Source organism: Sphingomonas phyllosphaerae (genome assembly GCA_036946405.1).
In the GTDB taxonomy this organism is placed as follows: Bacteria; Pseudomonadota; Alphaproteobacteria; order Sphingomonadales; family Sphingomonadaceae; genus Sphingomonas; species Sphingomonas phyllosphaerae_D.
In genome coordinates this window covers 1,816,339-1,840,171 of the sequence record JAQIJC010000001.1, presented here as the reverse complement: position 1 = coordinate 1,840,171, position 23,833 = coordinate 1,816,339, and the positions used below count along the sequence as shown (strand labels likewise).

The 23,833-nt window shown below is 69.3% G+C and carries 23 protein-coding genes and 2 pseudogenes; 12 read left to right on the top strand and 13 right to left on the bottom strand.

The genetic code is table 11. The features are described from left to right. Positions 1-330: 330 nt before the first annotated feature. Positions 331-852 (bottom strand): GNAT family N-acetyltransferase, encoded by a 522-nt coding sequence (locus PGN12_08900; GenBank protein MEH3104010.1) that lies wholly within the window; start codon positions 850-852, stop codon positions 331-333. After that, on the bottom strand, positions 849-1,841 hold the full coding sequence (hemB, locus tag PGN12_08895; GenBank protein ID MEH3104009.1) for a porphobilinogen synthase: 993 nt from the start codon (positions 1,839-1,841) through the stop codon (positions 849-851). Before hemB ends, PGN12_08900 begins: the two co-directional genes overlap by 4 nt. A gap of 78 nt (positions 1,842-1,919) precedes the next feature. Between hemB and PGN12_08890 the strand changes: the two genes are divergently transcribed. Then, a complete protein-coding gene (locus PGN12_08890; protein ID MEH3104008.1) occupies positions 1,920-2,801 on the top strand; it encodes a YegS/Rv2252/BmrU family lipid kinase in 882 nt (293 codons plus the stop codon). Positions 2,802-2,903: 102 nt separating this feature from the next. Here PGN12_08890 and PGN12_08885 read toward each other — a convergent pair whose 3' ends face one another. The 3 genes from PGN12_08885 to xseA are packed head-to-tail and all read right to left on the bottom strand — an operon-like array spanning position 2,904 to position 5,339. Beyond that, the gene (locus PGN12_08885; protein MEH3104007.1) at positions 2,904-3,722 is read right to left on the bottom strand and encodes a M23 family metallopeptidase; all 819 of its coding nucleotides are present in this window, start codon (positions 3,720-3,722) and stop codon (positions 2,904-2,906) included. Beyond that, positions 3,722-3,922, bottom strand: coding sequence for a DUF2093 domain-containing protein (locus PGN12_08880; protein ID MEH3104006.1), 201 nt, complete (start codon positions 3,920-3,922; stop codon positions 3,722-3,724). Before PGN12_08880 ends, PGN12_08885 begins: the two co-directional genes overlap by 1 nt. A 13-nt stretch (positions 3,923-3,935) precedes the next feature. Continuing rightward, positions 3,936-5,339, bottom strand: coding sequence for an exodeoxyribonuclease VII large subunit (gene xseA, locus PGN12_08875; GenBank protein MEH3104005.1), 1,404 nt, complete (start codon positions 5,337-5,339; stop codon positions 3,936-3,938). Here xseA and purD point away from each other — a divergent pair. From purD to PGN12_08860, 3 genes are read left to right on the top strand one after another with little or no spacing between them, the layout of a single operon-like run. Continuing rightward, positions 5,338-6,597 carry a phosphoribosylamine--glycine ligase gene (gene purD / locus PGN12_08870; GenBank protein ID MEH3104004.1) on the top strand — a complete coding sequence of 420 codons (1,260 nt, stop codon included), beginning with the start codon at positions 5,338-5,340 and terminating at the stop codon, positions 6,595-6,597. The two genes, xseA and purD, sit on opposite strands and share 2 nt — an antisense overlap. 31 nt (positions 6,598-6,628) lie before the next feature. Continuing rightward, the gene (locus PGN12_08865) at positions 6,629-7,324 is read left to right on the top strand and encodes a hypothetical protein (GenBank protein MEH3104003.1); all 696 of its coding nucleotides are present in this window, start codon (positions 6,629-6,631) and stop codon (positions 7,322-7,324) included. Next, a complete protein-coding gene (locus tag PGN12_08860; protein MEH3104002.1) occupies positions 7,321-7,785 on the top strand; it encodes a GreA/GreB family elongation factor in 465 nt (154 codons plus the stop codon). The genes PGN12_08865 and PGN12_08860 overlap by 4 nt, the downstream gene beginning before the upstream one ends. Before the next feature lie 312 nt (positions 7,786-8,097). Here PGN12_08860 and PGN12_08855 read toward each other — a convergent pair whose 3' ends face one another. Continuing rightward, positions 8,098-9,393 (bottom strand): hemolysin family protein, encoded by a 1,296-nt coding sequence (locus PGN12_08855; GenBank protein ID MEH3104001.1) that lies wholly within the window; start codon positions 9,391-9,393, stop codon positions 8,098-8,100. A 144-nt stretch (positions 9,394-9,537) separates the two neighbouring features. Here PGN12_08855 and PGN12_08850 point away from each other — a divergent pair, with 144 nt between their 5' ends. After that, the gene (locus PGN12_08850; protein ID MEH3104000.1) at positions 9,538-10,221 is read left to right on the top strand and encodes an OmpA family protein; all 684 of its coding nucleotides are present in this window, start codon (positions 9,538-9,540) and stop codon (positions 10,219-10,221) included. Here PGN12_08850 and PGN12_08845 read toward each other — a convergent pair. Next, positions 10,222-10,651: pseudogene (locus tag PGN12_08845) on the bottom strand (nucleoside deaminase). Positions 10,652-10,835: 184 nt separating this feature from the next. After that, complete coding sequence (locus PGN12_08840) at positions 10,836-11,063, bottom strand: hypothetical protein (protein ID MEH3103999.1); 228 nt, start codon at positions 11,061-11,063, stop codon at positions 10,836-10,838. Positions 11,064-11,204: 141 nt separating this feature from the next. Here PGN12_08840 and rpmB point away from each other — a divergent pair, with 141 nt between their 5' ends. Further along, entirely contained in the window at positions 11,205-11,501 is a 297-nt protein-coding gene (gene rpmB / locus PGN12_08835) for a 50S ribosomal protein L28 (GenBank protein MEH3103998.1), read from the top strand. A 71-nt stretch (positions 11,502-11,572) separates the two neighbouring features. On the opposite strand, the gene PGN12_08830 is transcribed toward rpmB, so the two are convergent. Then, on the bottom strand, positions 11,573-12,553 hold the full coding sequence (locus PGN12_08830) for an esterase-like activity of phytase family protein (GenBank protein ID MEH3103997.1): 981 nt from the start codon (positions 12,551-12,553) through the stop codon (positions 11,573-11,575). A gap of 129 nt (positions 12,554-12,682) precedes the next feature. Between PGN12_08830 and PGN12_08825 the strand changes: the two genes are divergently transcribed. After that, positions 12,683-13,051, top strand: a complete 369-nt coding sequence (locus PGN12_08825; GenBank protein ID MEH3103996.1) for a glycine zipper 2TM domain-containing protein — start codon at positions 12,683-12,685, stop codon at positions 13,049-13,051. 447 nt (positions 13,052-13,498) lie between these two features. Here the strand turns inward: PGN12_08825 and phbB are convergent, their stop codons facing one another. The 3 genes from phbB to PGN12_08810 are packed head-to-tail and all read right to left on the bottom strand — an operon-like array spanning position 13,499 to position 17,496. Further along, a complete protein-coding gene (gene phbB, locus PGN12_08820; protein ID MEH3103995.1) occupies positions 13,499-14,221 on the bottom strand; it encodes an acetoacetyl-CoA reductase in 723 nt (240 codons plus the stop codon). Positions 14,222-14,278: 57 nt separating this feature from the next. Then, entirely contained in the window at positions 14,279-15,283 is a 1,005-nt protein-coding gene (hemH, locus tag PGN12_08815; protein ID MEH3103994.1) for a ferrochelatase, read from the bottom strand. Then, positions 15,283-17,496 carry a molybdopterin-dependent oxidoreductase gene (locus PGN12_08810; GenBank protein ID MEH3103993.1) on the bottom strand — a complete coding sequence of 738 codons (2,214 nt, stop codon included), beginning with the start codon at positions 17,494-17,496 and terminating at the stop codon, positions 15,283-15,285. Before PGN12_08810 ends, hemH begins: the two co-directional genes overlap by 1 nt. 128 nt (positions 17,497-17,624) lie before the next feature. Between PGN12_08810 and PGN12_08805 the strand changes: the two genes are divergently transcribed. Then, positions 17,625-18,839, top strand: a complete 1,215-nt coding sequence (locus PGN12_08805) for a hypothetical protein (GenBank protein MEH3103992.1) — start codon at positions 17,625-17,627, stop codon at positions 18,837-18,839. A 47-nt stretch (positions 18,840-18,886) separates the two neighbouring features. Here the strand turns inward: PGN12_08805 and PGN12_08800 are convergent. Beyond that, a pseudogene (locus PGN12_08800) lies at positions 18,887-20,567 on the bottom strand (class I adenylate-forming enzyme family protein). 65 nt (positions 20,568-20,632) lie between these two features. Between PGN12_08800 and lgt the strand changes: the two are divergent. Genes lgt through pgeF form a run of 4 tightly spaced genes read left to right on the top strand, consistent with a single transcriptional unit; the run spans position 20,633 to position 23,812 of the window. After that, the gene (gene lgt, locus PGN12_08795; GenBank protein MEH3103991.1) at positions 20,633-21,520 is read left to right on the top strand and encodes a prolipoprotein diacylglyceryl transferase; all 888 of its coding nucleotides are present in this window, start codon (positions 20,633-20,635) and stop codon (positions 21,518-21,520) included. Further along, positions 21,520-22,542, top strand: coding sequence for an SAM-dependent methyltransferase (locus tag PGN12_08790; GenBank protein ID MEH3103990.1), 1,023 nt, complete (start codon positions 21,520-21,522; stop codon positions 22,540-22,542). Before lgt ends, PGN12_08790 begins: the two co-directional genes overlap by 1 nt. After that, on the top strand, positions 22,539-23,054 hold the full coding sequence (locus PGN12_08785; GenBank protein ID MEH3103989.1) for a GNAT family N-acetyltransferase: 516 nt from the start codon (positions 22,539-22,541) through the stop codon (positions 23,052-23,054). The genes PGN12_08790 and PGN12_08785 overlap by 4 nt, the downstream gene beginning before the upstream one ends. Continuing rightward, positions 23,051-23,812 (top strand): peptidoglycan editing factor PgeF, encoded by a 762-nt coding sequence (gene pgeF / locus PGN12_08780; protein MEH3103988.1) that lies wholly within the window; start codon positions 23,051-23,053, stop codon positions 23,810-23,812. Before PGN12_08785 ends, pgeF begins: the two co-directional genes overlap by 4 nt. Positions 23,813-23,833: the final 21 nt, after the last annotated feature.

The window sequence follows — 23,833 nt, the reverse complement described above, 5'->3', positions numbered from 1 at the left end:
CCTCTCCGCGTTGGTCATCCCGCATTTGATCCGGGATCCCGCTTCTAGAATTTGATCCATCCGGCCTGAATTGTTTCCCATCGTCACCCCGGCGAAGGCCAAGGCCCAGTTGGTAAGGCCGACGAAGTTGGGCGCGACCTACATCATCAGCGTCCCCCAACTGGGTCCCGGCGTTCGCCGAAGTGACGCTTCAGCTTCGATCGATCACACTCCAGCCTCTTCGGAAAGAAGGAGCGGGGCCCCGGATCAAGTCCGGGGCGACAAACAGGAGGATGTTTAGCTACTAGGACCGACGATACCGACGAAACAAACTCAGCGGCGTCCGTTCCATCACGGGCGATCGATCCGGTACGTCACGCTATCGGCGAGCGCCGGGTCGTGGGGGTATTTCGGGTGCATGAAATCCATCGCGGGCACCGGCCGCATCCCGAGCCGCGCCATGACGCGCTGGCTCGCGACGTTGCGCCGCCCGGTGATCGCATACACCGCCGCGTCGTCGCGGTTCACCCATGCCCAGTCGAGCCACGCCGCCGCCGCCTCGGGGGCGTAGCCCGCCCCCCACCAGTCGCGGCCGATCATCCAGCCGATCTCCAGCAAGCCCTCGATCGGCGTGTCGGGCGCGCCCGGCTTGAGCCCGACGTGGCCGATCACCTGCCCATCGTCACGGCGCTCGACCACGCCGAAGCCGAGCGGGGCATAGGCGGCGTGGCGTTCGAGCACCGCGAGGCACGCCGCCTGATCCTTCGGCCCGCCGAGGTCGGCGGTGACCAACGGATCGCGCCACATCGCGAACAGCGCCGCGTGATCCGCGGGCGTCGGCATCCGCAGGATCAGGCGGACGGTTTCGATCACGCGCCGAGCAGCCGCGCCGCCAGCGGCGCGTGATAGGTCAGCACGCCCGAACAACCGGCGCGCTTGAACGCCAGCAGCGTTTCCAGCACCATCGCGTCGCGATCCGCCGCGCCCGCCGCCACCGCGGCCTCGATCAGCGCATATTCCCCCGATACCTGATAGGCGAACACCGGCACCGCGAACGCCTGCTTCACCTTGGCGACGATGTCGAGATACGGCAGGCCGGGCTTGACCATCACGCTGTCGGCGCCCTCGGCGAGATCGAGCCCGACCTCGCGCAGCGCTTCCTCGGCATTGGCCGGGTCCATCTGGTACGTTGCCTTGTTGCCCTTCAACAAGCCGCGGGTGCCGACCGCGTCGCGGAACGGGCCGTAGAAGGCCGAGGCATATTTGGCGGCATAGGCCATGATCTGGACATTGACGAACCCCTCCTGCTCCAGCGCGGTGCGGATCAGCCCGACGCGGCCGTCCATCATGTCGCTGGGCGCGATCACGTCCGAGCCGTTGCGGGCCTGGTTGAGCGCCTGCTGCACCAGCGCATCGACGGTGCTGTCGTTGGTGACATAGCCGCGCGCGTCGACCAGCCCGTCATGGCCGTGGGTCGTATAGGGATCGAGCGCGACGTCGGTGAGCAGGCCGATCTCGGGCACCGCATCCTTGATCGCGCGCAACGCCTGACACATCAGATTGTCGGGATTGAGCGCCTCCGCGCCATCGTCGCTACGGCGGCCGGGTTGCGTGTTGGGGAAGAGCGCGAGGCACGGGATGCCGAGCGTTGCGGCTTCCTTCGCGCGCGCGACGATCCGGTCCACCGACCAGCGCGACACGCCGGGGAGCGCGGCGATCGGTTCCTCGACGTCGTGCCCCTCGGTGATGAACAGCGGCCAGATCAGATCGGCCGGGGTGAGCACATTCTCGGCGTGGAGCCGGCGGCTCCAGGCGGCGGCACGGGTGCGGCGCAAGCGCAACGCGGGATAAGCGGCGTGCATGGGGTGCGCTTTCCCGCAATCCGCGAGTCCATGCAAGCGTTACGGAGGCGAAACGCGCGCTGGTGCGTTGAATGGGTCATGAGAGAGATCCGCGCCGCCGCCCTGATCGTCAACGCCAAGTCGCGGCGTGGCCGCAAGCTGTTCCGGCGCGCGTGCCGACGACTGCGCGACCTGCCGTTCGGGGTGACGCCCTACGCGGTCAAAGACCCCAAGCATCTCGACAGGACGGTGCGCAAGGCGCTCGAGAAGAAACCCGATCTGGTGATCCTCGGCGGCGGCGACGGGACGATCAGCGGGCTGGTCGACCTGCTGGTCGGGCATGACGTGATCCTCGGCGTTCTGCCGCTCGGCACCGCGAACAGTTTCGCGCGCTCGCTGGGGCTGCCGCTCGACATCGATGGCGCGATCGACGTGCTGCGCGACGGGGTGGCGAAGCGGATCGACCTCGGCATGATCGACGACGATTATTTCGCCAATTGCGCGGCGATGGGGCTGAGCCCGCAGATCGCCGAGACGGTGCCGCACAATCTGAAGAAAGTGGCGGGGCGGATCGGCTATCTCGGCTGGGCGGGCTATCAGCTGACGCGGTTCAAGCCGTTCACGCTCTATGTCGACGACGGATCTGGCGAGAAGAGACTGCGCGTGGTCGAGGTGCGGATCTCGAACGGGCCGTATCACGGCGGTACGTGGCTGGTCGACGAGGCCGGGATCGCCTCGGGCGAGATCGTCGTGCAGGCGGTGAAGGGGCATTACAAGCGCCGGCTGGTGCGCAACTGGGCGTACAGCTTCCTCGGGCGCAGCGAGCGGCATCACGATACGGTCAGCTTCTCGGGCAAGTCGATCAGGGTGCGCACCGATCCGCCGCTACCGATCTCGATCGACGGCGAGGTGCTGGCGCATACACCCGTCACCGCGCATGTCGCGGCGGGGGTGATCGAGGTGATGGTGCCAGCGCCGTAGTTCGTCATTCCCGCGTAGGCGGGAATCCAGACGCGCAGGTCTTCGTAAGAGCCGAGACGTCAGAGGTTCTGGATTCCCGCCTGCGCGGGAATGGCGGGGTGGTCACGCGGGCGGCATCGGTCCCGCGACCAGCAACGGGTCGATCCGCGCGCCGTTCCACGTCATCGCCCAGTGCAGGTGCGGCCCGGTGGCGCGGCCGGTGCGGCCGACCAGCCCGAGCGGCTGCCCCTGCCGCACCCGCGCGCCGACGCGCACGTCGATCCGCGACAAGTGGAGGAACGCGCTGGTCACGCCATGTCCGTGGTCGAGGATCAGTAGGCGCCCTTCGAGCGTGAACGGCGGATCGGCGGCGAGCGTGACCACGCCGTCGGCCGGCGCGACCACCTCCGCGCCCTCCGGCTTCGCGACATCGACGCCGCCATGATAGCTGCCCGGCTCGCCGGCATAGATGCGCTGCGCGCCGAACAGCCCGGAGATGCGCCCCTGCGCCGGCCAGACGAAGCGCTGCCGCCAGCCGTCCGCCTCGCTGTCGGTCGCGCGCGCGGCGACGATCTGCGCCAGTTCGCCGGACCGTTTGGCGGCAAACTCGGCGCTCGGCACCGGGATCTTGCGCAAGGTCTGCAGGCGCTCGATCCGCCAGTCGCCGGGCGCGATCGTCAGCGTGGCGGTCTGCGTCGTGCCGTCAGCGAGAGTCGCGGTGAGCAGCGCCTGCGGCCTGGCGTCGCGGTCGAAGGCGATCACGAAGCGGTCGTCGGGCGCGACCGCCACCGGCGCGCCGTCGAGCGTCAGGCGGGTCGTGCCGGCGGGGGCGGTGCCGAGCACCAAAGCACCCTGCCGCAGCCCGTCAGGGAGGCCGAACGGCGCCGCCGCGAGTGCCTGCGGCAGCGCGGCGACGATCGCGAACAGCGGCGTCAGGCGCATCACCGCGGCGCCAGCTCCTCCATCGCGATCGCGCCGCTGGCGAACGGCCGCTGCGTCGCGACGTCCCAATAGCGCAAATCCTCCAGCGCGATCCGCGCGCCACTAACCGCGCACAACACATGATCGCCCGGCGCCAGAATGCGGAAGCCATTGGCCATATAGTGCAATTTGGCGGGGCGGTCGGTGTGGGACATCAGCATCGGTGGCGGGCTCTCAGATCAGGCGGGGCTGCTCGGGTTTGTCAGGATAGGCGCGGCGCGGGCTGCGCTCAACCTTTGCCTCCGGCTTCGTGCTCCCGTCGACCTGCACCGCCACCGCCCCGTCGCGGAAGCGTAAGGCGAGCGCACCCGCCGCGCGCGCCGCTTCGGCGGTGGTGACGGTGCCGCCCGCCGCCGCCTCGACGCGCGCATAGCCGCGTTCGAGGATGCGGTCGGGGTTGAGGCTGTCGACGAGCCGCCCGATGTCGGCGAGCCGCCGCCGCGCTGCCTCTAGCCGCCGCTCGAGCGTCGCGGGGCGGATCGCGCCGGCCGCATGGGTCAGCTCGCCGCGCGCGCGCGCGACACGCCGTTCCAGCGCGCGGTCGCCGCGCATCCCAAGATCGTCGAGCCGCTGGCGCTGCGGGCCGAGCAACCGATCGCGCGTCGGCATCACCCGCACCAGTGCCGCCAGCTGCTCGCGTCCGCGCTCGACATAGCGGCGCGCGCAGCGCTGCGTGCGGTTCGCCATCGCGTCGAGCGACAGCCGCAGCTCGGCGAGCACCGGCACCGCGATCTCCGCCGCCGCGGTCGGGGTCGGCGCGCGCAGGTCGGCGGCATGATCGCACAGGGTCGTGTCGGTCTCGTGCCCGACCGCCGAGATGATCGGGATCGAACAGCCGGCGACCGCGCGCACCACCGCTTCCTCGTTGAACGCCCACAGATCCTCGATCGAGCCGCCGCCGCGCGCGACGATCACCAGATCGGGACGCGGGATCGGACCACCCGCGGGCAATGCGTCGAAGCCGCGCACCGCGGCCGCGACCTCTTCAGCCGCACCGGCACCCTGCACCTTGACCGGCCACACGATCACGTGCGTCGGGCAGCGGTCCTCCAGACGGTGGAGGATGTCGCGGATCACCGCGCCGGTCGGCGAGGTGACGACGCCGATCACGCGCGGCAGGAACGGCAGCGGCTGCTTGCGCGTGGCGTCGAACAGCCCCTCGCCCGCCAGCTTGACCTTGAGCTTTTCGAGCAGCGCCATCAGCGCCCCCGCGCCCGCCAGCTCCATCCGCTCGATGATGATCTGATATTTGGAGCGGCCGGGATAGGTGGTCAGCCGCCCGGTCGCGACCACCTCGACGCCGTCCTCGGGGCGGAACGCCAGCCCGCCCGCGCTGCCTTTCCACATCACGCCGTCGATGACCGCGCTCTCGTCCTTGAGGCAGAGGTACAGATGCCCGGAGGTGGCGCGCTTGTAGCCCGAAATCTCGCCGCGCAGCCGGACATGGCCGAACTCGCCCTCGACCATCCGCTTCAATCTACCCGACAGTTCGCCGACGCTGAGCGCCATCGCATTGTCGCCGGGCGTCGGCTCGGCTACCAGCCGCCCCGCCTGAGTATCGTAAAGGGGGTCGGCCATGAACATCCTGCTGGTGGGTTCGGGGGGACGCGAACATGCGCTCGCCTGGAAACTGGCGCAGTCTCCGACGCTGGATACGCTCTTCGCCGCGCCGGGCAACCCTGGCATCGCCGAACATGCGACGATCGCCGAGCTGGACGTGACCGATCACCGCGCGGTGGTGGATTTCGTGCGGCGTCATCGCGTCGCGCTGGTCGTGATCGGGCCGGAGGCGCCGCTGGTCGACGGCCTCGCCGACAATGTCCGCTCGATCGGCGTGCCCGTATTCGGCCCCGGTCGCGAGGCGGCGAAGCTGGAGGGATCGAAGGGCTTCACCAAGGATCTGTGCGCGCGGATGGGCATTCCGACCGCGCGCTATTTCCGCGTCACCTCGAAGGACGGCGCGCTCGCCTGCCTCGATGATTTCGGCGACGCTTGCGTCATCAAGGCCGACGGGCTGGCGGCCGGCAAGGGCGTCGTGGTCGCCACCACGCGCGCCGAGGCCGAGGCGGCGATCGCCGACCTCTATGCGCACGGCCCGGTCGAGGCGGTGATCGAGGAGATGCTCGAGGGGCCGGAGGCGAGCCTGTTCGTGCTGTCCGACGGCACCACCACCGCCGCCTTCGGCTCGGCGCAGGACCACAAGCGCGTCGGCGACGGCGACACCGGCCCCAATACTGGCGGGATGGGCGCGTACAGCCCGGCGGCGGTGCTGACGCCTGAACTGGAGGAACGCGCGCTCGGCGAGATCGTCCGGCCGACGATCGATTGTCTCGCCGCCGCGGGCACGCCCTATGTCGGCGTGCTCTATGCCGGGCTGATGCTGACCGCCGACGGCCCCAAGCTGATCGAATATAACGTCCGCTTCGGCGATCCCGAATGTCAGGTGTTGATGATGCGCTACGACGGCGATCTCGCCGCGCTGCTGCTCGCGGTCGCCGAGGGGCGGCTGGCCGACGCGCCCGCGCCAGAATTCTCCGACGACGTTGCGCTGACCGTGGTGATGGCGGCGGAGAATTATCCGGGGACGCCGCGCACCGGCGGCACGATCGCCGGGATCAACGCCGCGCAGGGGGACGGCGCGGTGGTGTTCCAGGCGGGGACGGCGTTGAAGGACGGGCAGTTGGTGTCGGCGGGCGGGCGCGTGCTCGCCGTGACCGCCACCGGCACCGATGTGCCCGCCGCGCAGCGGGCCGCCTATGCCGCGGTGGGGAAGGTCGACTTCCCGACCGGCTTCTTCCGTCACGACATCGGAGCCAAGGCGGTGATCGACGGTTGAGCGGGCAGCACTTTCGGCGCAGGACCGGCTCATGAACTCAGGTAGCTTCGATCTCGATCCCATTTCCCAGAATGGCGTGCTCGTCACGATCGCGCTCGTGCTGGTCGCGATCCTCGCCGTGCTCACGATCATCGCGATGGTATGGGGCGCGCGGCTGAAACGCCAGCGCCGCGCCGCCGAAGCGGAAGAGCAGCGGCGGATCGAGGAGCTGAAGGCGGAGGGCGTCGAGGCGACGAACACCGCCGAGGGTGGCTCGCCGGTCGTCACAGAGGCGGCTCCTGCTCCCACGGCACCTGCGCCGACTATTGCCCCCTCCCCCGTCGCACCTCCGCCCGCTCCCGTACCGATCGCGCCCCTTTCGGCCGAGCACGTCGCGGACGACAATCAGTCGGCGCTTCCCGACGAGCCGATCGCCGCGGCCGCGCCGCTCGATGCGTCGCCGGCCAGCGTCGCCGCCGACGCCCCGGTCGCTCCCGCCGAGGATGGCGCGCAATCGGTGACGATCCTCAAGGGGCTCGGCCCGAAGATCGCGACGCGGCTGTCCGAGCTGGGGATCACGCGGCTCGACCAGCTGGCGTGGCTCGACGATGCCGAGGCCGAACAGCTCGATGCGCAGCTCGGCGTATTTCAGGGCCGCATGGAGCGCGACCGCTGGCGTGAACAGGCGCGGCTGCTCGCGCAGGGCGATCGCGCCGGTTATGAAGCGCAGTTCGGCAAACTCGGATGAGCGTCGCCTTTCGTCGCGAGAGCGATGACGAACATCTCGAACCCAAGTTCGAGCTGCCGATCCCGCCCGGCCCCAATCTGGTCACGCCGCGCGGGCGCGCGCTGATCGAGGCGCGTGTGGTCGAGTTGGAGGCGGCGCTGGCGGCGACCCCCGATGCCGAGGCGGCGAAGCCGATCGCGCGCGACCTGCGCTACTGGAAGACGCGGCGCGCGACCGCGATCGACACCGCGCCGCGCGGTGACGGCGTGGTCGGGTTCGGCAGCCGGGTGCGGTTCGTGCTGGCGGGCAAGGAGCGCGCGGTGACGCTGGTCGGCGACGACGAGGCCGATCCGCCGGCGGGGTTGCTGTCCTTCTCCGCCCCGCTGGCGCGCGCGCTGATGGGGGCTGAGGCGGGCGAGCTGGTCGCGTTCAACGGGCGTGAGGAGGCGATCGAGGTGCTGGAGGTTGCGGCGGCGGGCTAGCGGCGGCTGCATGTCAGCTCGGCCGAGGCGGGGGTCCGGTCCCGCGACCTTCGCGACCACGCACAGCGCTCCCTTACCACGGCCTTTCCCTGGAGCTTGATCCATCCGGCTTGAACCGTTTCTCATCGTCACCCCGGCGAAGGCCGGGGCCCAGTTGGGGGACGCTGATGATGTAGGTCGCGCCTTATTTCGCAGGCCTTCCCAACTGGGCCCCGGCCTTCGCCGGGGTGCCGGCTGGGGGATTTTGCATCCTTCGGCGGCCGGGACTTGATGGGGTCCCGGATCACGTCAGGGATGACGAATGCGGAAGCCTCACGCCTCGCTGACGAGCAGTTTGTCGATCCGCCGGCCGTCGAGATCGACCACCTCGAACCGCCAGCCCTGTTCCTCGAAGCTCTCACCCTCTTCGGGCAGCTTGCGGAACGCCGCCAGGGCAAGCCCGGCGACGGTGGCATAGTCGCGGTCCTCGGGCAGGTCGATCCCCAGTCGCTCGGCGAGCGCATCGGCGGCCATCGTGCCGGCGACCAGCAGCGAGCCGTCGTCGCGGATCACGACATTGGGGCTTTCCTCCGGATCGATGTCGGACAGGAACTCGCCCGCGATCGCCGCAAGCAGGTTCGCGGGCGTGACGATCCCCTCGAAATGTCCGTATTCGTCGTGGATCAGCGCCATCGGCACCTCGGCACGCCGCAGCGCGTCGAGCGCGTCCATCGCATCGATCTGGTCGATCACCACCGGCGCCTTGCGGACCAGCTTTTCGAGGTCGAGCGTCTCATCGCGGAACAGCGCCGCGGCGACGTCGCGCGCCTGTACCACGCCGACCACCGAATCGATCGAGCCGCGCGCGACCGGCAGGCGGCTGTGCGGCGTCTCGCGCAGCTTGACGCGGATCGCGGCGTCGTCGAGCGAAATGTCGAGCCAGTCGACCTCGGTGCGCGGGGTCATGACCTCGCGCACCGGGCGATCGGCCAGCCGCACCACCCCCGAGATGATCGAGCGTTCATGCTCCTCGATCACGCCGGACTTGCTCGCCTCGGCGACGATCAGGTGCAGTTCCTCGGCGGTGACCTGCTCCTCATTCTCGCGGTTGAGCCCCAACAGACGGAACAGCAAGGCGCTGCTCGCGTCGAGCACCCAGACGATCGGCTTCGTCAGCCGCGCCAGCCACCACATCGGCTGGGCGACCAGCGCAGCGACCGCCTCGGGCTTGCGCAGCGCGAACTGCTTGGGAACGAGTTCACCGACGATCAGCGAGGCATAAGTGGTGAGCGCGATCACCAGCGCGAAGCCGGCGCTGAGCGCGGTTTCATGCGCCAGCCCCAGCGCCTCGAAGCGCGCGGCGACCGGTGTGCCGAGGCTCGCGCCCGAATAGGCGCCGGTGCCGATGCCGATCAGGGTGATGCCGATCTGGACGGTCGACAGGAATTTGCCGGGGTCCGCCGCCAGCTCGATCGCAGTGGCGGCGCCGCGTCGCCCGCTGCGCGCCATCGCCTCCAGCCGCGCACGGCGTGCCGAGACGATCGCCAGTTCGCTCATGGCGAAGACGCCATTGAGCGCGACGAGCGCGAGGATGATGATGACGTCGACCCAGGGGAACGGCGGTAGCATGGTGTGCCTCCCTCTTGGCGGCAAAGCGGGCGCGCGACAATCGCGAAATTGTTGCTGCCGCGCTTCACGCACCATTCAGTGCGCAGGCGGAACATTGTGTCGGGGCGTCGGGTTGACCGACATCAGGCGTTGAAAGGGAAGAAGATGAAGCTGTCGTCGAAGCTGGCTGCCGCGCTGGCGTGCGTGTCGCTGGTGGCCGTCTCGGCCTGTACGACCGACCCGGATACCGGCGAGCGGCGCATTTCGAAGACGGCGATCGGCGGGATTGGCGGCGCGCTGGGCGGGTATCTGCTCGGCGATCTGGTCGGCGGGCGGCGCGACCGGACCGAGAAGATCATCGGCGCGGGGCTCGGCGGCATCGCCGGTGCCGGGATCGGCGCCTATATGGACAAGCAGGAGCGCGAATTGCGCGAGCGGACGCGCGGCACGGACGTGGAAGTGACGCGTCAGGGCGACGATCTGCTGCTCAACATTCCGTCGGGGATCAACTTCGCGTACAATTCGGCGAACGTGCAGCCGCAGTTCCGCGCGACGCTCGACAAGGTCGCCGGCGTGCTCGCCGATTACCGCGAAACCTATGTCGACGTGTACGGCCACACCGATTCGACCGGCAGCGATTCGTACAATCAGGACCTGTCGGAGCGGCGTGCGCGATCGGTGGCGGACTATCTGTCGAGCCATGGCGTGCAGGCGGCGCGGATCGCGGCGCGCGGGTTCGGCGAGACGCAGCCGATCGCCTCGAACGAAACCGAGGCCGGGCGTGCCGAGAACCGCCGGGTCGAGATCAAGATCGTCCCGATCTCGCAGAACGATCTGCCGCCGCGCTGATCAGCGCCGAGCCGCGAAGAAGTCGCGCAATAGCGCCGTCGCTTCCCCCCGCCCCGATGCCGGTAAACAGCTCGGGGCGGTGGTGGCAGGTCGGCTGGGTGAAGAAGCGCGGACCATGCTCGACCGCGCCGCCCTTGGCATCGTCGGCGCCATAATAGAGCCGCGCGATGCGGGCATGAGCGATCGCGCCAGCGCACATCGCGCAGGGCTCGAGCGTGACCCACAGGTCGCACTCCTCGAGCCGGTCGCGACCGAGCACCGTCGCGGCGGCGCGGATCGCCAGCATTTCGGCATGGGCGGTCGGGTCGCATAAGCGGCGCGGGGCGTTGGCGGCGACGGCGACGATCTGCCCGGCATGAACGACGACCGCGCCGACCGGCACCTCGCCGGCATGCGCCGCATCGCGGGCGGCATCGAGCGCGACACGCATCGGGTGGGGCAGCGGGAACATCGTCGCTGCCTACGCCGAGGCGTCGCGGAGGCAAAGGCCCTTGCCCTTGCCCTTGCCCTTGCCCTTGCACTCGTCACGCCGGACCTCATCCGGGGTCCGGCTTCTTACGCCCACGGTCCAGAAGAAGCAGGGCCCCGGCTCAAGGCCGGGGCGACGACTGGCCTCAGCGCTGTTCGCCGGGCTTCTGGACCTCGACCTTCGGAACCTCGACGGTCTTGTTCTCGGTGCCGACGCGGACCTTCGCGACATCGGCATCGAATTTCGGCGCCTGCCCGCCCTCGAGTCGCGGCAATTGCGCCGTCTGGGTCTGGTCGAACTTGACGAAGCCCAGCAACAACGCCGCCAGGAACACCAAGGCGACGATTCCGATCAGCACCAGCAGCCCGCGCATCCTTCTTCTCCCAACCCTGTTGATTCGCTGCCGCAACAACGCCGTCGCGCCGGGCTGGTTGCAGCGCTGCCGACTTGACCGATCGTGAGTGCTGGGTTACTGGCGCCCACTTTCCGGGCAACCGAATTCAGGATTATTCACATGTCGCGCATTTGCGAGCTGACCGGCAAGGGCCGGCAGGTGGGCAACAACGTTTCCCACGCCAACAACAAGACCAAGCGCACGTTCCTGCCGAACCTGCAGAACGTCACTTTGCTGTCCGATTCGCTGGAGCGGTCGATCCGCCTGCGCGTCTCGACGCACGGCCTGCGTTCGGTCGAGCACAATGGCGGGCTGGACAACTGGCTGGTGAAGACCTCGGACGACAAGCTGTCGCTCAAGGCGCGCCGCTTGAAGCGCGACGTCGTGAAGAAGCGTTCGGCCGCCGCCGCGGCCTGACGCCACCGGCCCTGCCCGCATCGTTGCGGCCCGCCCTCCATTCGGACGGCGGGCCGCCGTGCGTTGGGGCATCAGCCGCGCCAGCGGAACTTGGCGAGGATCGTCCGCCGCCAGAACGCGCCGTCATTGTCGGTGACCAGCCAGATCATCGTCTCGCCGCGCTCCCGCGACACCGCCAGCCCTTCGGCATTCTCGCGACCCAGCGTGTCGCCGAATTGGGCGACGACCTGACCGTGCAGCGTCGCGCCGGGACGGATCGCGTCCGCAGCGATCCGCACCAGCGTCATCTCGAAGCGGAGCGGCAGATGGAGCCGTCGATTGAGGACGAGCACGTCGCCGTTCGGCAGGACGGCGGCATCGCTCGGGGAGCTATGCGGCGGGGGGCGGTAACGGAGCCGCGCCACCGGCGTGTCGAAGAGCGCCGGATCGCCGTCGAACAGCAAAGCGGCACGGACGCCATCCTCGCGTATCCCGCCCTCGCGGAAGGCGACGAACCGCCCATCATTCAGCCGCACCAGTGATTCGATGCCGCTGTTGATGCCCCATCGCCGCATCAGCGTGGGATAGCTGGCCGCGTCGGCAGCGTTGAAATCGCTGGCGTAGCGCCAGATCATATTGATGCGCTCATACCCGATCCAGGCGCGACCGCTGCGCGGATCGACCGCCAGCGACTCGGTGTCGCGCGAAGACTTGCGCCAGCCGGTCTCCGGGCCGTCAGCCAGCTCGGCAGTGCCGAGCGTCGTCAATCTGCCGTTCGCGATGCGCAGCCGCACCACCAGCCCGCCGTCACTGAGCAGGATCGCCTGACCACGATACAAGGCCAGCGCCGAAAGTCCGCCGAATGCGGGCTGGTTGGCGGTCAGCGACAACGCGCCGATCGGTTCCAGCGCACCGACGCGGCGCGGCCAGCCGCTCTGTGGCACGAACGGCGTCGCGGTGATGCGCAGCCCGGGGGCGAACAGCGGCCGCCGACCGTCGCCGCTGTACGGCGGCACCAGCAGCAGCACCATTGCAAGAGTGACGGGCCATCGCACGCGATCGGCGTAAACCACGACCAGATCGCGTGAAAGGATGAACGCCCGATAACGGACGCATTCAGCGTCGGCTCAATGCGAATCGGGCAGAAGCTGTTTCATCGACGGGAAAGCCCGCCGACCGGAACAGCAAACGGGAGACTGCTCATGTTCAAGAATCTCGCCCTTGCCGGTGCCGCGCTCGCGATGGGTGCCGCCGCCGTGGCCCCGACTGCCGCCGACGCCCAGCGTTACTACGGCGACCGTTACAGCCGCTACGATGACAATCGTGGCTATTACGACCGTCGCGACTATGACCGCCGTGGTTATCGCGGCAACGACCGTCGCTACAATTACAACCGCCGCTGCTCGAACGGCACGACCGGCACGGTGGTCGGTGCGATCGCCGGTGGTCTGCTGGGTCGCGTGATCGACTCGCGCGGTGACCGGACGCTCGGCACGGTGCTGGGCGGTGTCGGCGGCGCGGTCGCGGGCAATGCGGTCGAGAAGTCGAACAACCCGCGTTACTGCCGCTGACGGGCGGAGGCCGGGAGCCTCGCTCCCGGCCGGTGCGCCCGGCGCATCGCCCGGCACGGCCGGCGGGTCGGCGCAGGCCGATCCGGCCGACGACGGCTCCGCCGTCGTCTACCCCTTCCCTCGCGTAGCGTATGAGGGCGCGAGCCCGGTGCCGAAAGGTGCCGGGCTCGCGTTATTTGGGGTTCGATTGTCGGCTGGGCAGCGTGCGGCTTCGATCATTTCCCGCCGTTCGCCCTGAGCTTGTCGAAGGGCGTGTACCGGGCGCACGTGCTTCGACAAGCTCAGCACGAACGGTGGAGGGGTTTGCCGGGTAAACCCCGTCTGTGGCGCGCCGCGGGCGAAGCCCGCGTCGTCAGTCGGGTCGGCGTGGCCGACCCGCCGGCCGTGCCGGGCCGCGCTGCGCGGCGGCGCCGTCCCCGGCATTGCCGGGCGACGCGCCTCGGCCCGTCAGTACATATGCTGTCCGCCGTTGATGCTCAGCGTCGACCCGGTCACGAACCCGGCCTCCTCCGAGCACAGGAACGCCACGCCGCGTGCGATCTCCTGCGCCTGCCCGAGCCGGCCGACCGGGATCTTGGCAACGATCTTCTCCAGCACGTCGGCCGGGACCGCGGCGACCATGTCGGTGTCGATGTAACCCGGCGCGATCGCGTTGACGGTTACGCCTGCACGCGCGCCTTCCTGCGACAGCGCCTTGGTGAAGCCGTGGATGCCGCTCTTCGCCGCAGCATAATTGACCTGACCATATTGCCCGGCCTGGCCGTTGATCGAGCCGATGTTGACGATCCGGCCCCATTTGCGATCACGCATTCCCGGAAACACCGCCTTGGCCATGTTGAAGCAGCCGCCGAGATTGGTGTCCATGACTTCCTTCCACATCTGGTAGGTCATCTTCAGGATCGTGCCGTCGCGGGTGATGCCGGCATTGTTGACCAGCACGTCGACCGGACCCAGCTCGGCAGCGACCTTTGCGCAACCTTCCTGACACGCCTCGTGGTCCGCCACGTCCCACTTGTACGCGGCGATGCCGGTGCGATCGGTGAACTCGCGCGCACGCTCGTCATTGCCGGCATAATTGGCCGCGACCGTCATTCCCGCGTTTTTCAGGGCGACGCTGATCGCCTCGCCGATGCCGCGCGTTCCCCCTGTGACGATCGCCACACGTGCCATAACATCCTCTCCCGTCACCCGCCCGGAATGAGGCGGTGTTCCAAAATCGGCGCCAGCCTAGGCGGGGGTGATCCAGCCTTCAAGTTCACGCGCCAGTAACGTGCGCAGCATCGCCACGCCGTCCGGACTGTCGTTAAGGCATGGCAGATAGGCGAAATGCGTGCCGCCGGCCGTCTCGAAGCTCTCACGACCCCGGATCGCCAGTTCTTCGAGCGTTTCGAGGCAATCGGCGGAGAAGCCGGGCGCGAGGATCGCGACCTTGCGGATGCCCTGCGCGGGCATCGCCTCCAGCGTGGTGTCGGTGGCCGGCTCCAGCCATTTGGCGCGACCGAAGCGCGACTGGAAGGCGACGGTCAGCGGGCGGCCAAGCGCCTCGCCGAGCAGCCGCGCGGTCTTGCGGCAATGGCAGTGATAGGGGTCGCCGAGTTCCAGCGTCCGCTGCGGCATGCCGTGGAAGCTGGCGACGATCGCATCGGGCGCGAAGTCGAGCGTTTCTAGCGCTGCGCTGACGTTGCGGGCGAGCGCGTCGATATAGGCGGGATCATCGTGATAGGGCGGCAGGGTACGGATCGCGGGTTGCCAGCGCATCGCCGCCAGCGCGAGAAACGCCTTGTCGTTGGCGGTCGCGGTCGTGGCGGCGCAATATTGCGGATAGAGCGGGGCGAGCAGGATCCGCTCGCAGCCGGCGTCCTTCATCGCGCGCAACCGGTCGCCGATCGCCGGATTGCCGTAGCGCATCGCCCAGTCGACCAGCACCTTCGCGCCGAACGCATCCTTGAGCGCGTGCGCCTGCGCCCGTGTCACCGCCGCCAGTGGCGAACCCTGGTCGGTCCAGACCTGTTGATAGGCGTGCGCCGACTTCTTCGGCCGCGTGGTGAGGATCGCGCCGCGCAGAATCGGCTGCCACAGCAATTGCGGGATCTCAACGACGCGCCGGTCCGACAGGAACTCCGCGAGATAGCGGCGCACCGCGCGCGTATCGGCCGCATCAGGGGTGCCGAGATTGACGAGCAGCACGCCGATACGCGGCGGCGGAACGATCGGGTGGTCGGGGGGAAGCATCACGCGCTCCTAAACGGCAAGTGGCGCCACCGCGTTCCGCCGGCGGCGAATAGCGCATTGGCGATCGCCGGGGCGGCGGCGGGCACGCCGAGGTCTCCGACGCCACCGGGATCGGCAGTCGAGTCGATAAGCTCGACGGTGATCTCGGGGGCGTCCGCGAGTATCGGAAGCGCGACGTCGCCATAGCGGCGGATGCTCGCCAGCCCGTCGCGGTAATGCGCCGCCGCCCCGCGCGTCGTCGCCGCCCCGAAGATCAGCCCGCCCTCGATCTGCTGGCGCACGATGTCCGGGTTGATCGCGCGGCCACAATCGACCGCCGCCACGAGGCGATCGACGCGCGGGCGACCGCCGGCGTCGAACCCTGCCTCGGCGAGCACCGCGATCATGCTGCCGGCCATCGCGTGGCAGGCGATCCCCTGCCCGCTGCCGGGCGCGCCGCCGCTCCACCCGCCGAGCGCCGCCACCGTCGTCAGGCACCGCGCCAGCCGCGGCGCGCCGCCGAGCAGCCCGACGCGGTACGACATCGGCTCGGTTCCGGCGACGCGCGCCAGTTCGTCGAGGAAGCTTTCGGTGAAAAAGGCGGTGTAGCCATCCGCGCCGCCGCGCAGATGACCGGTGGGCAGGTCGAGCGCGACCGAATGGTGCCAGACTTCCGATGCGCCAAGGCGGTAGGGCGGCACCGCGCCGCTCGTCGCATAACCGTCCGCGCCCCCCGGAAGCGTCGAGGCGAGCCGCCGCAGCGGATCGTCGCGCAGCAGTCGGGCGGCGAGGTCGCGCCCGGTCGGCGGCACCGCGATCCGCGCGCGCCACGCGAGGATCGCGCCATTGGGGGCGAGCCGCGCCGCCATCCGCGCGCGTGCGGGTGCGCGCACCTTGTCGTGGAGCAAAGCCTCCCCGCGCGACCACGCCAGTTGCACCGGGCGGCGCAGCGCCCTGGCGAGGATCGCGGCCTGTTCGACGACATCGACCTCCAGCGCCGCGCCGAACGAGCCGCCGCTGAGCATCGGGTGCAGGATCACCTGCGCCTCCGCCACGCCGATCGCGCGCGCCGCCGCCGCGCGCGCCAGCGACGGCGCCTGTGTCGCGGCCCATAGCTCCAGCCGCTCGTTCTGCCAGTGCGCGGTCGCGGCGGGTGGCTCGACCGCGGCATGGAGCGCCGGCGCGACGCGATATTCGGCCTCGACCAGTCGCGCGCCGGCAAAGACGCCATCGACGTCACCGGTACGCGCAACGCGGTGGCCGTCGGTGTCCAGCGCCGCCGCCAGCGCGCGATCGATCGCGGCGTCGTCGGGCGGGATCGGGCCTTCGAAGCGCGGTGCGAGCGCGATGAGCGCGCGGTTGGCGGACCACCAATTGTTCGCGACCGCGGCGATCCAGCGATCGTTGCGGACGACATGGAGCATTCCCGCGACGCGCTCGGCCGCGGCGACGTTCGCCGAGCGCAACCGCGCGTCGCGATGCGGCGCCTGCCGGATGCTCGCGAACACCATATCGGGCAGCCGCACGTCGGCGACGAAATTGGCGGAGCCGTCGACCTTCGCGGGCACGTCGATCCGCGGCAGCGACTCGCCGGTCAGCCGCCCCTCGTCACCGATCCGGTAAGGCAGTTCGGCAGGCAATTTGCCCGCGGCTGCCGCCTCCGCCAGCTCGCCGAAGCGCAGCCGCTGCTTTCCGTGCGCAACGAAGCCATCTGCGGTCGTACAGTCACGCCAGTCGACGTCCCACCGCTGCGCCGCTGCCTGACACAACAATACGCGCGCCGCCGCGCCCGCATCGCGCAACGGCGCCTCGAAGCGGCGTATCGAGGTCGAGCCGGCGGTGAGCATCAAGGCATCACGCGTCCAGGCTTCGTCACGCCACCGTTCGGGCACGCCCGCGACGCCGTCACCGAACAACCAGCCGGCCGCGAGCGGATTGGCGTAGAGCGGTGAAACCGGCGCGGCCTCCACCCCGACGGTCCGCCAGTCCGCACCCAGTTCGTCGGCGACGATCTGCGGCAGGGTCGTGAACACGCCCTGCCCGTGCTCGCACTGCGGAACCGCGACGATGATCTTGCCGTCGCGCGCGATCTTCAGGAACGCGCCGAAGACGTGCTCGTCGGGCGCAGCGGCGAGGTTGGGCAGATAGATACGCGGCCATGCCGCCCACGCCACGATCAATCCCGCGCCGACGCCACCGGAAACGAGAAGCCTGCGTCGCGTGATCTCCGCCATGGCAGGCGGCGTAGCGGCGGCGGCGGCGTGGCGGAAGGGGGTTGTCGAGATGCCCGGACGCCGATCCGGGCCAGCCTGCCCGCGCGAGGGAGTATCGACCGTCCACCGCAACGCGCTATGCGGGGGTGATGCGTCGTCTTTCGTTCCTGTCCGCCGTTGCCCCTGCCCTGTTGCTTGCAGCACCAGCCGCCGATGCCGCGCCCCGCGCCATGACCGCGCTGAACGCGTGGCGCGCCGTGCCGGGCGCGCGCGCGGACGACCCGCGGCTCGCGCAACCGCTGACCCGTGCCGAGGCCGAACGTGCGGTGGCGCTGCTGCTCGCCGACCGTCAGCGCGCGCTGGTCGCGCGATACGGAAGCGCGTTGGCCGAACGAAAGCTGACGATCGGCGACAAGACCCTGCGCTGGGAAAGCAAGCTTTTCGGCGACGCTGCTCCGGGGCGTCGCAGCCTGTGGATCTCGATGCACGGCGGCGGCAACACGGCGCCCGAGGTCAACGATCAGCAATGGCGCAACCAGCTGCGCCTCTACGCGCCCGCCGAGGGCGTCTATCTCGCACCGCGCGCGCCGACCGATACGTGGAACCTGTGGCACGAGCCGCATGTCGATCCGCTGTTCCAGCAATTGATCGACGCGCAGGTGGCCATCAACGGCGTCGATCCGAACCGTGTCTATCTGATGGGCTATTCGGCGGGCGGCGACGGGGTGTGGCAGCTCGCGCCGCGCATGGCGGATCGCTTCGCGGCGGCGGCGATGATGGCGGGCCATCCGGGTGACGCTTCGCTGCTTCCGTTACGCAATCTGCCCTTCGCGCTCTTCATGGGCGGCGCCGACGCCGCGTACGATCGCAACAAGCTGGCGGCGGAAAAAGGCGCCGAACTCGATCGGCTCGCCGCCACCGATCCGGGCGGATATGCGCATATCGTGCGCATCTATCCCGGCCTGCCGCACTGGATGGACCGCAAGGATGCCGAAGGCGTCCCATGGATGGCGACCTTCACACGCAATCCGTGGCCGACCCGTGTCATATGGGTGCAGGACGATGTGCCGAACGATCGTTTCTACTGGCTGCAGATCCGCGATGCCGCCGCGACCCAACGCGGCGACACGATCGTCGCCAATGTCACCGGGCAGACGATCACGCTGACCGGCACGGTGCCCGCTGGAACGACGCTGCGACTGTCAGACCGATTGCTGAACCTCGATCGCGCAGTGCGCGTGGTAGTGAACGGGCGCACGGTCCACACGGGTAAGGTGTCGCGAACCGCCGCCGCGATCGAACGATCGCTGCGCGAACGCTTCGACCGCGACTCGGTAGCGACCGCAACGTTGAACGTGGACTGACCGTCCACGTCGTCGCAGCGTGATCGACAAGCCCGGAGCGGGCGAGATCAGCCTTCGGTCAATGTCGCATATTGCTGGCGCAACGATCTCTTGTCGATCTTCTCGGTCCCCAGCCGCGGGAGTGGATCGGGGCTGAGCCACAGCCGCTGTGGCACCTTGAACGCCGCGAGATGCTCGCCGAGGAACGCGATCAACGCCGCGCCGGTGGCCGCGTCCGGGTCGGCGAGATGGACGACCGCGCACGGCACCTCGCCGAGCCGCTCGTCGGCGAGCCCGAACACCGCCGCCTCCGCCACCGCGCCATGCGTGTAGAGCGCGGCCTCGACCTCCTGACAGCTGATGTTTTCGCCGCCGCGGATGATGATGTCCTTCTTGCGGTCGACGATGAACAGATAGCCGTCGGTGTCGAGATAGCCGAGGTCGCCGGTGCGGAAGAAGCCGTCGGCGGTGTAGCAGGCCGCGGTGTCGGCCGGGCGGCCCCAATAGCCCTCGAAACACGCCGCCGAGCGGATGCCGATCTCGCCGACGCCGCCCAGCCGCACCTGCTGCCCGGCGTCGTCGAGGATCGCGAACTCGACCAGCGGCGCGGAGGCGCGCCCGGTCGACGCCGGCTTTGCGAGGTAATTGCTGCGCCAGTTGCCCGCGCCGACCGCGTTGGTTTCGGTCAGGCCATAGCCGATCAACGGCGAGCCGGGCAGCTCGGCATCCAGCCGCCGGACATGCTCGACGGGGCGCGGCGCCCCGCCGGCCGCGAAATCGGTGACCGTCGACAGGTCGTAGGCGTCGCGGCGCGGATGGTTGAGCATCTCGAGGCTCATCAGCGGGACGCCGACGAAATAGGTGACCTTCTCGCGCTCGATCAGCCGCATCGCCTCCTCGGCATCCCAGCGCGACATCAGCACCAGCTTGCGCCCCATCGCGAAGCTTTGCAGAAAGGTCGGCACCATCGCGGTGACGTGGAACAGCGGCACGTTGAGCAGCGTCGCGGGTTGCGCGGCCATCGGCTTGCCGTCCTGCGTCGAAATGGCGAGCATCATCATCGCGGAGGCGAGGAAGTTGAAGGTGCCCTGCACGACCTGGAAGTGCGTCGACAACGCGCCGCGTGCGCGACCGGTCGAACCCGAGGTGAACAGGATTGTCGCATGATCGTTCGCGCCGACCGTCGGCAAGGTCGCGCCCTTCGCGCGGGCGAGCAGCGCGTCGAGCGCCTGTTCGAGCGGGAGCGTGTCGTCGAACGCTTGGACCGGCACCGCGCTGTCGCCGAGCCGTTTGACGCGCGGTGGGTCGGCGAGGATCAGCGACGGGGTCGACTCCGCGACCGCGTCCGCGAGTTCCTCGGCCTGCCACCAGCCGTTGAGCAGCGTCGCGACCCCCGCCGGCCATGACGATCCCCATGTAGAGGACGATCCATGCCGCCGAATTGCGCGCAGCGAGCGCCACTCGGTCGCCGGGCGCGATGCCATAGCCATCGACCAGCGCCTGCGCGACGCGGGTCGCGGCGTCATGCGCCTGTCCGAAGGTCAGCCGCTCATCGCCGCAGACCAGAAAGGTCTTGTCGCGATGCTCGGCACAGAAATGCGCGAAGTAGGCGGGGAGCGTCGGCGGGGCGGTGGCGATGCACGGCAATGTGCGGCCGAACCGCGCAATCGATCCCAGCGCGAGCGGACCGCCCTCCCCCGTCAGGGCAGCCATCGTGGCATCCATGCGCGCGTCAAGCTCGGTCCGCATCACTCTCTCCGCTTGGGTTTGTCTTATTCGCCCCTTATGGAGGCGCGATTCACGAGGGGAAAGCCTTGATCCTGCCCGCGCTCACGGCTGCCGTAGCGGCAAGCCACATACATTTTTCCGATCTGGGACTGCACCCCGACGTCTTCTCGATCGGTGCCTTCACGCTGCGCTGGTACAGCCTGGCGTACATCGCCGGAATCGTCATCGGCTGGTGGTATCTGCTGAAGCTGCTCGATCAGCCGGGCGCGCCGATGGCCCGTCGTCACGCCGACGACCTGGTCTTCTACGCGACGCTGGGGATCATCCTCGGCGGCCGGATCGGCTATGTGCTGTTCTACGCGCCCGAGATGCTGGGGCGGCCCTTGTCGATCCTGCGATTGTGGGACGGGGGCATGTCGTTCCACGGCGGGGTGATCGGCACGTCGTTGGGGCTGATCTGGTTCGCGCGCAAGCACGGGCTCAACTGGCTGCGCGTGCATGATTATGTGGCGTGCGGTGTGCCATTCGGGCTGTTCTTCGGGCGGCTCGCCAATTTCGTGAACGGCGAATTGTGGGGCAAGCCCGCCGACGTGCCATGGGCGATCGTCTTCGAGCGGACGGTGCCGTTCGGCGTGCCCGAGCCGGCGCGCCACCCCAGCCAGCTCTATGAGGCGGGGCTGGAGGGCATCCTGCTGTTCGCGCTGCTGTGGTTCTTCTTCTGGCGCACTGACGCGCGGTATCAGCCGGGCAAGCTGGTCGGACTGTTTCTCACCGGCTACGGCCTGGCACGGTTCACCGCCGAGTTCTTCCGCGAGCCCGATGCACAGCTGCGTCAGTTCGCGGAAGCGACCGGGCTGCACATGGGTCAGTGGCTGTGCGTGCCGATGATCCTCGCCGGGCTGTTCCTGATCCTGACCGCACCGGGTCGGCGCACCAGGGTCGAGCCGATCGCCGGCCCGGACGCGGTCGCCTGATGAGCGAACCCCTGCTCGCCGAGCGTCTGGCGCGCGCCATTGCGCTGGGCGGGCCGATCCCGGTCAGCCAGTTCATGGCGGCGGCCAACACGCATTATTACGCGACGCGCGATCCGCTGGGCGTCGGCGGCGACTTCACCACCGCGCCCGAGATCAGCCAGATGTTCGGCGAGCTGATCGGGGCGTGGGCGGCGGACCTGTGGGATCGCGCCGGGCAGCCGACGGTGGCGTGGGTCGAGCTGGGTCCGGGGCGCGGAACGCTGAGCGCCGATGCTTTGCGCGTGATGGCGCACGCCGGGCTGACCCCGCCGGTGCATTTCGTCGAGACGAGCGCGACGATGCGCGCTGCACAAGGACAGCGCGTGCCGGGCGCGACGTGGCATGATTCGATCACGACGCTGCCCGAAGACGTGCCGCTGATCGTGATCGCCAACGAATTCTTCGATGCGCTGCCGATCCGCCAACTCGTGAAGCGTGGGCAAACGTGGCACGAGCGGTTGGTGGCGTGTCAGGACACGTTGTTTCTGCCGATCGCCGGGACCAACGTGCCCGATACGATCATCCCGCCGGCGCTCGCGTCCGCCATCTCGGGCGCGATCGTCGAAACGTCACCGGCCAGTGTCGCGATCATGGCCGATCTGGCGGCGCGGATCGTCGCGCAGGGTGGCGTAGCGCTCGCAATCGATTACGGCTATGACGGTCCGGCCGTCGGCGACACGTTGCAGGCGGTGCGCGGCCATGCCTATGCCAATCCGTTCGAGGCACCGGGCGAGCAGGACCTGACCGCGCACGTCGATATGGCGACGCTGCGGCTGGTGGCGAGTGCATCGGGTGCCGCGACCTATGGGACGACCGGGCAAGGCGCGTTCCTGCGCGCATTGGGAATCGACCAGCGCGCCGCCGCGCTGGGGGACAAGGTAGCCGGCGATCGCCGCCGGCTGGTGGACGACATGGGGGAGCTGTTCAAGGTGATCGCAGTGACACATCAGGATTGGCCACGCCCCGCGGGGTTCGGGGCATGACGCGCCGCGCCACGATGCGCCGCGCCACCGCGAAGGATGCCGCCGATCTGGCCGGCGTCGCGCGCGCGACCTTCACCGAGACGTTCGGGATGCTGTATTCGGCGGCCGACCTCGCGACCTTCCTCGAACAGCATACGCCAGAAGATTGGGCGCGCGAGATCGCCGATCCGGCCTATTCGGTCGCGGTGGTCGAGGAAGGGCATATCGTCGTCGGCTATGTGAAGCTCGGCCCCCCACGCCTGCCGTTCACGCCCAAGGAAGGCGCGATCGAATTGCGGCAATTCTATCTGCTCCAGCCGTGGCAGGGCGCGGGCATGGGGCCGAAGATGATGGAATGGGCGCTGGAGGAAGCGCGCGCGCGCGGGATGCGCGAGATGTACCTGTCGGTGTTCGTCGACAATGAGCGCGCGCGGCGCTTCTACGCGAAGTACGACTTCAAGGACGTCGGCCGTTACGCGTTCATGGTCGGCGATCACGAGGATACCGATATCGTGATGCGGCGCGCGCTGTGACCGCGCCGGTGCCGTTCCGCGCCGCCGTGCTGGACGGCGTCGCGCACGGCTTCTTCGGGCGGCAGGGCGGCGCATCGGGGGGCATCCACGCCGGGCTGAACGTCGGGCTCGGGTCGGCGGATGACGAAGCGGCGGTGCAGGCCAATCGCGCCGCGGCGGTGGAGACGGTCGCGCCGGGCGCGTGCCTGCTGACGCCTTATCAGATCCATTCGGCGACCTGCGTCACCGTCGAGGCACCGTGGGTCGAGCGGCCGCAGGCGGATGCGCTGGTCACCGATCGTCCCGGGCTGGCGATCGGGGTGGTGACCGCCGATTGCGCGCCGGTGCTGCTCGCCGACGCCGCGACAGGCATCGTGGGGGCGGCCCATGCCGGATGGAAGGGCGCGCTGGCCGGTGTCACCGATGCGACGGTCGCGGCGATGGTCGCGCGCGGCGCACGGGCGGAGCGGATCGCCGCCGCAGTCGGGCCGTGCATCGCGCGCGCCAGCTATGAGGTCGACGATTTGTTTCGCGGCCGGTTCGAGGCGGCGGATGCGGCCAACGAGCGGTTCTTCGTCGACGCGCGGGCCGGGCATCATCGCTTCGATCTGGAAGGCTATGTCGTCCATCGGCTGGCGGCGGCTGGGGTGACACGTGTCGCGGCGCTGGGGCTGGACACATATGCCGATGAAGCGCGGTTCTTCTCCTATCGCCGCGCCACGCATCGCGGCGAGCCGAGCTACGGCCGGCAGATCGCGATCATCGCAGCGGCTGCCTGACCCGGGATCGTTCCGCCGTGC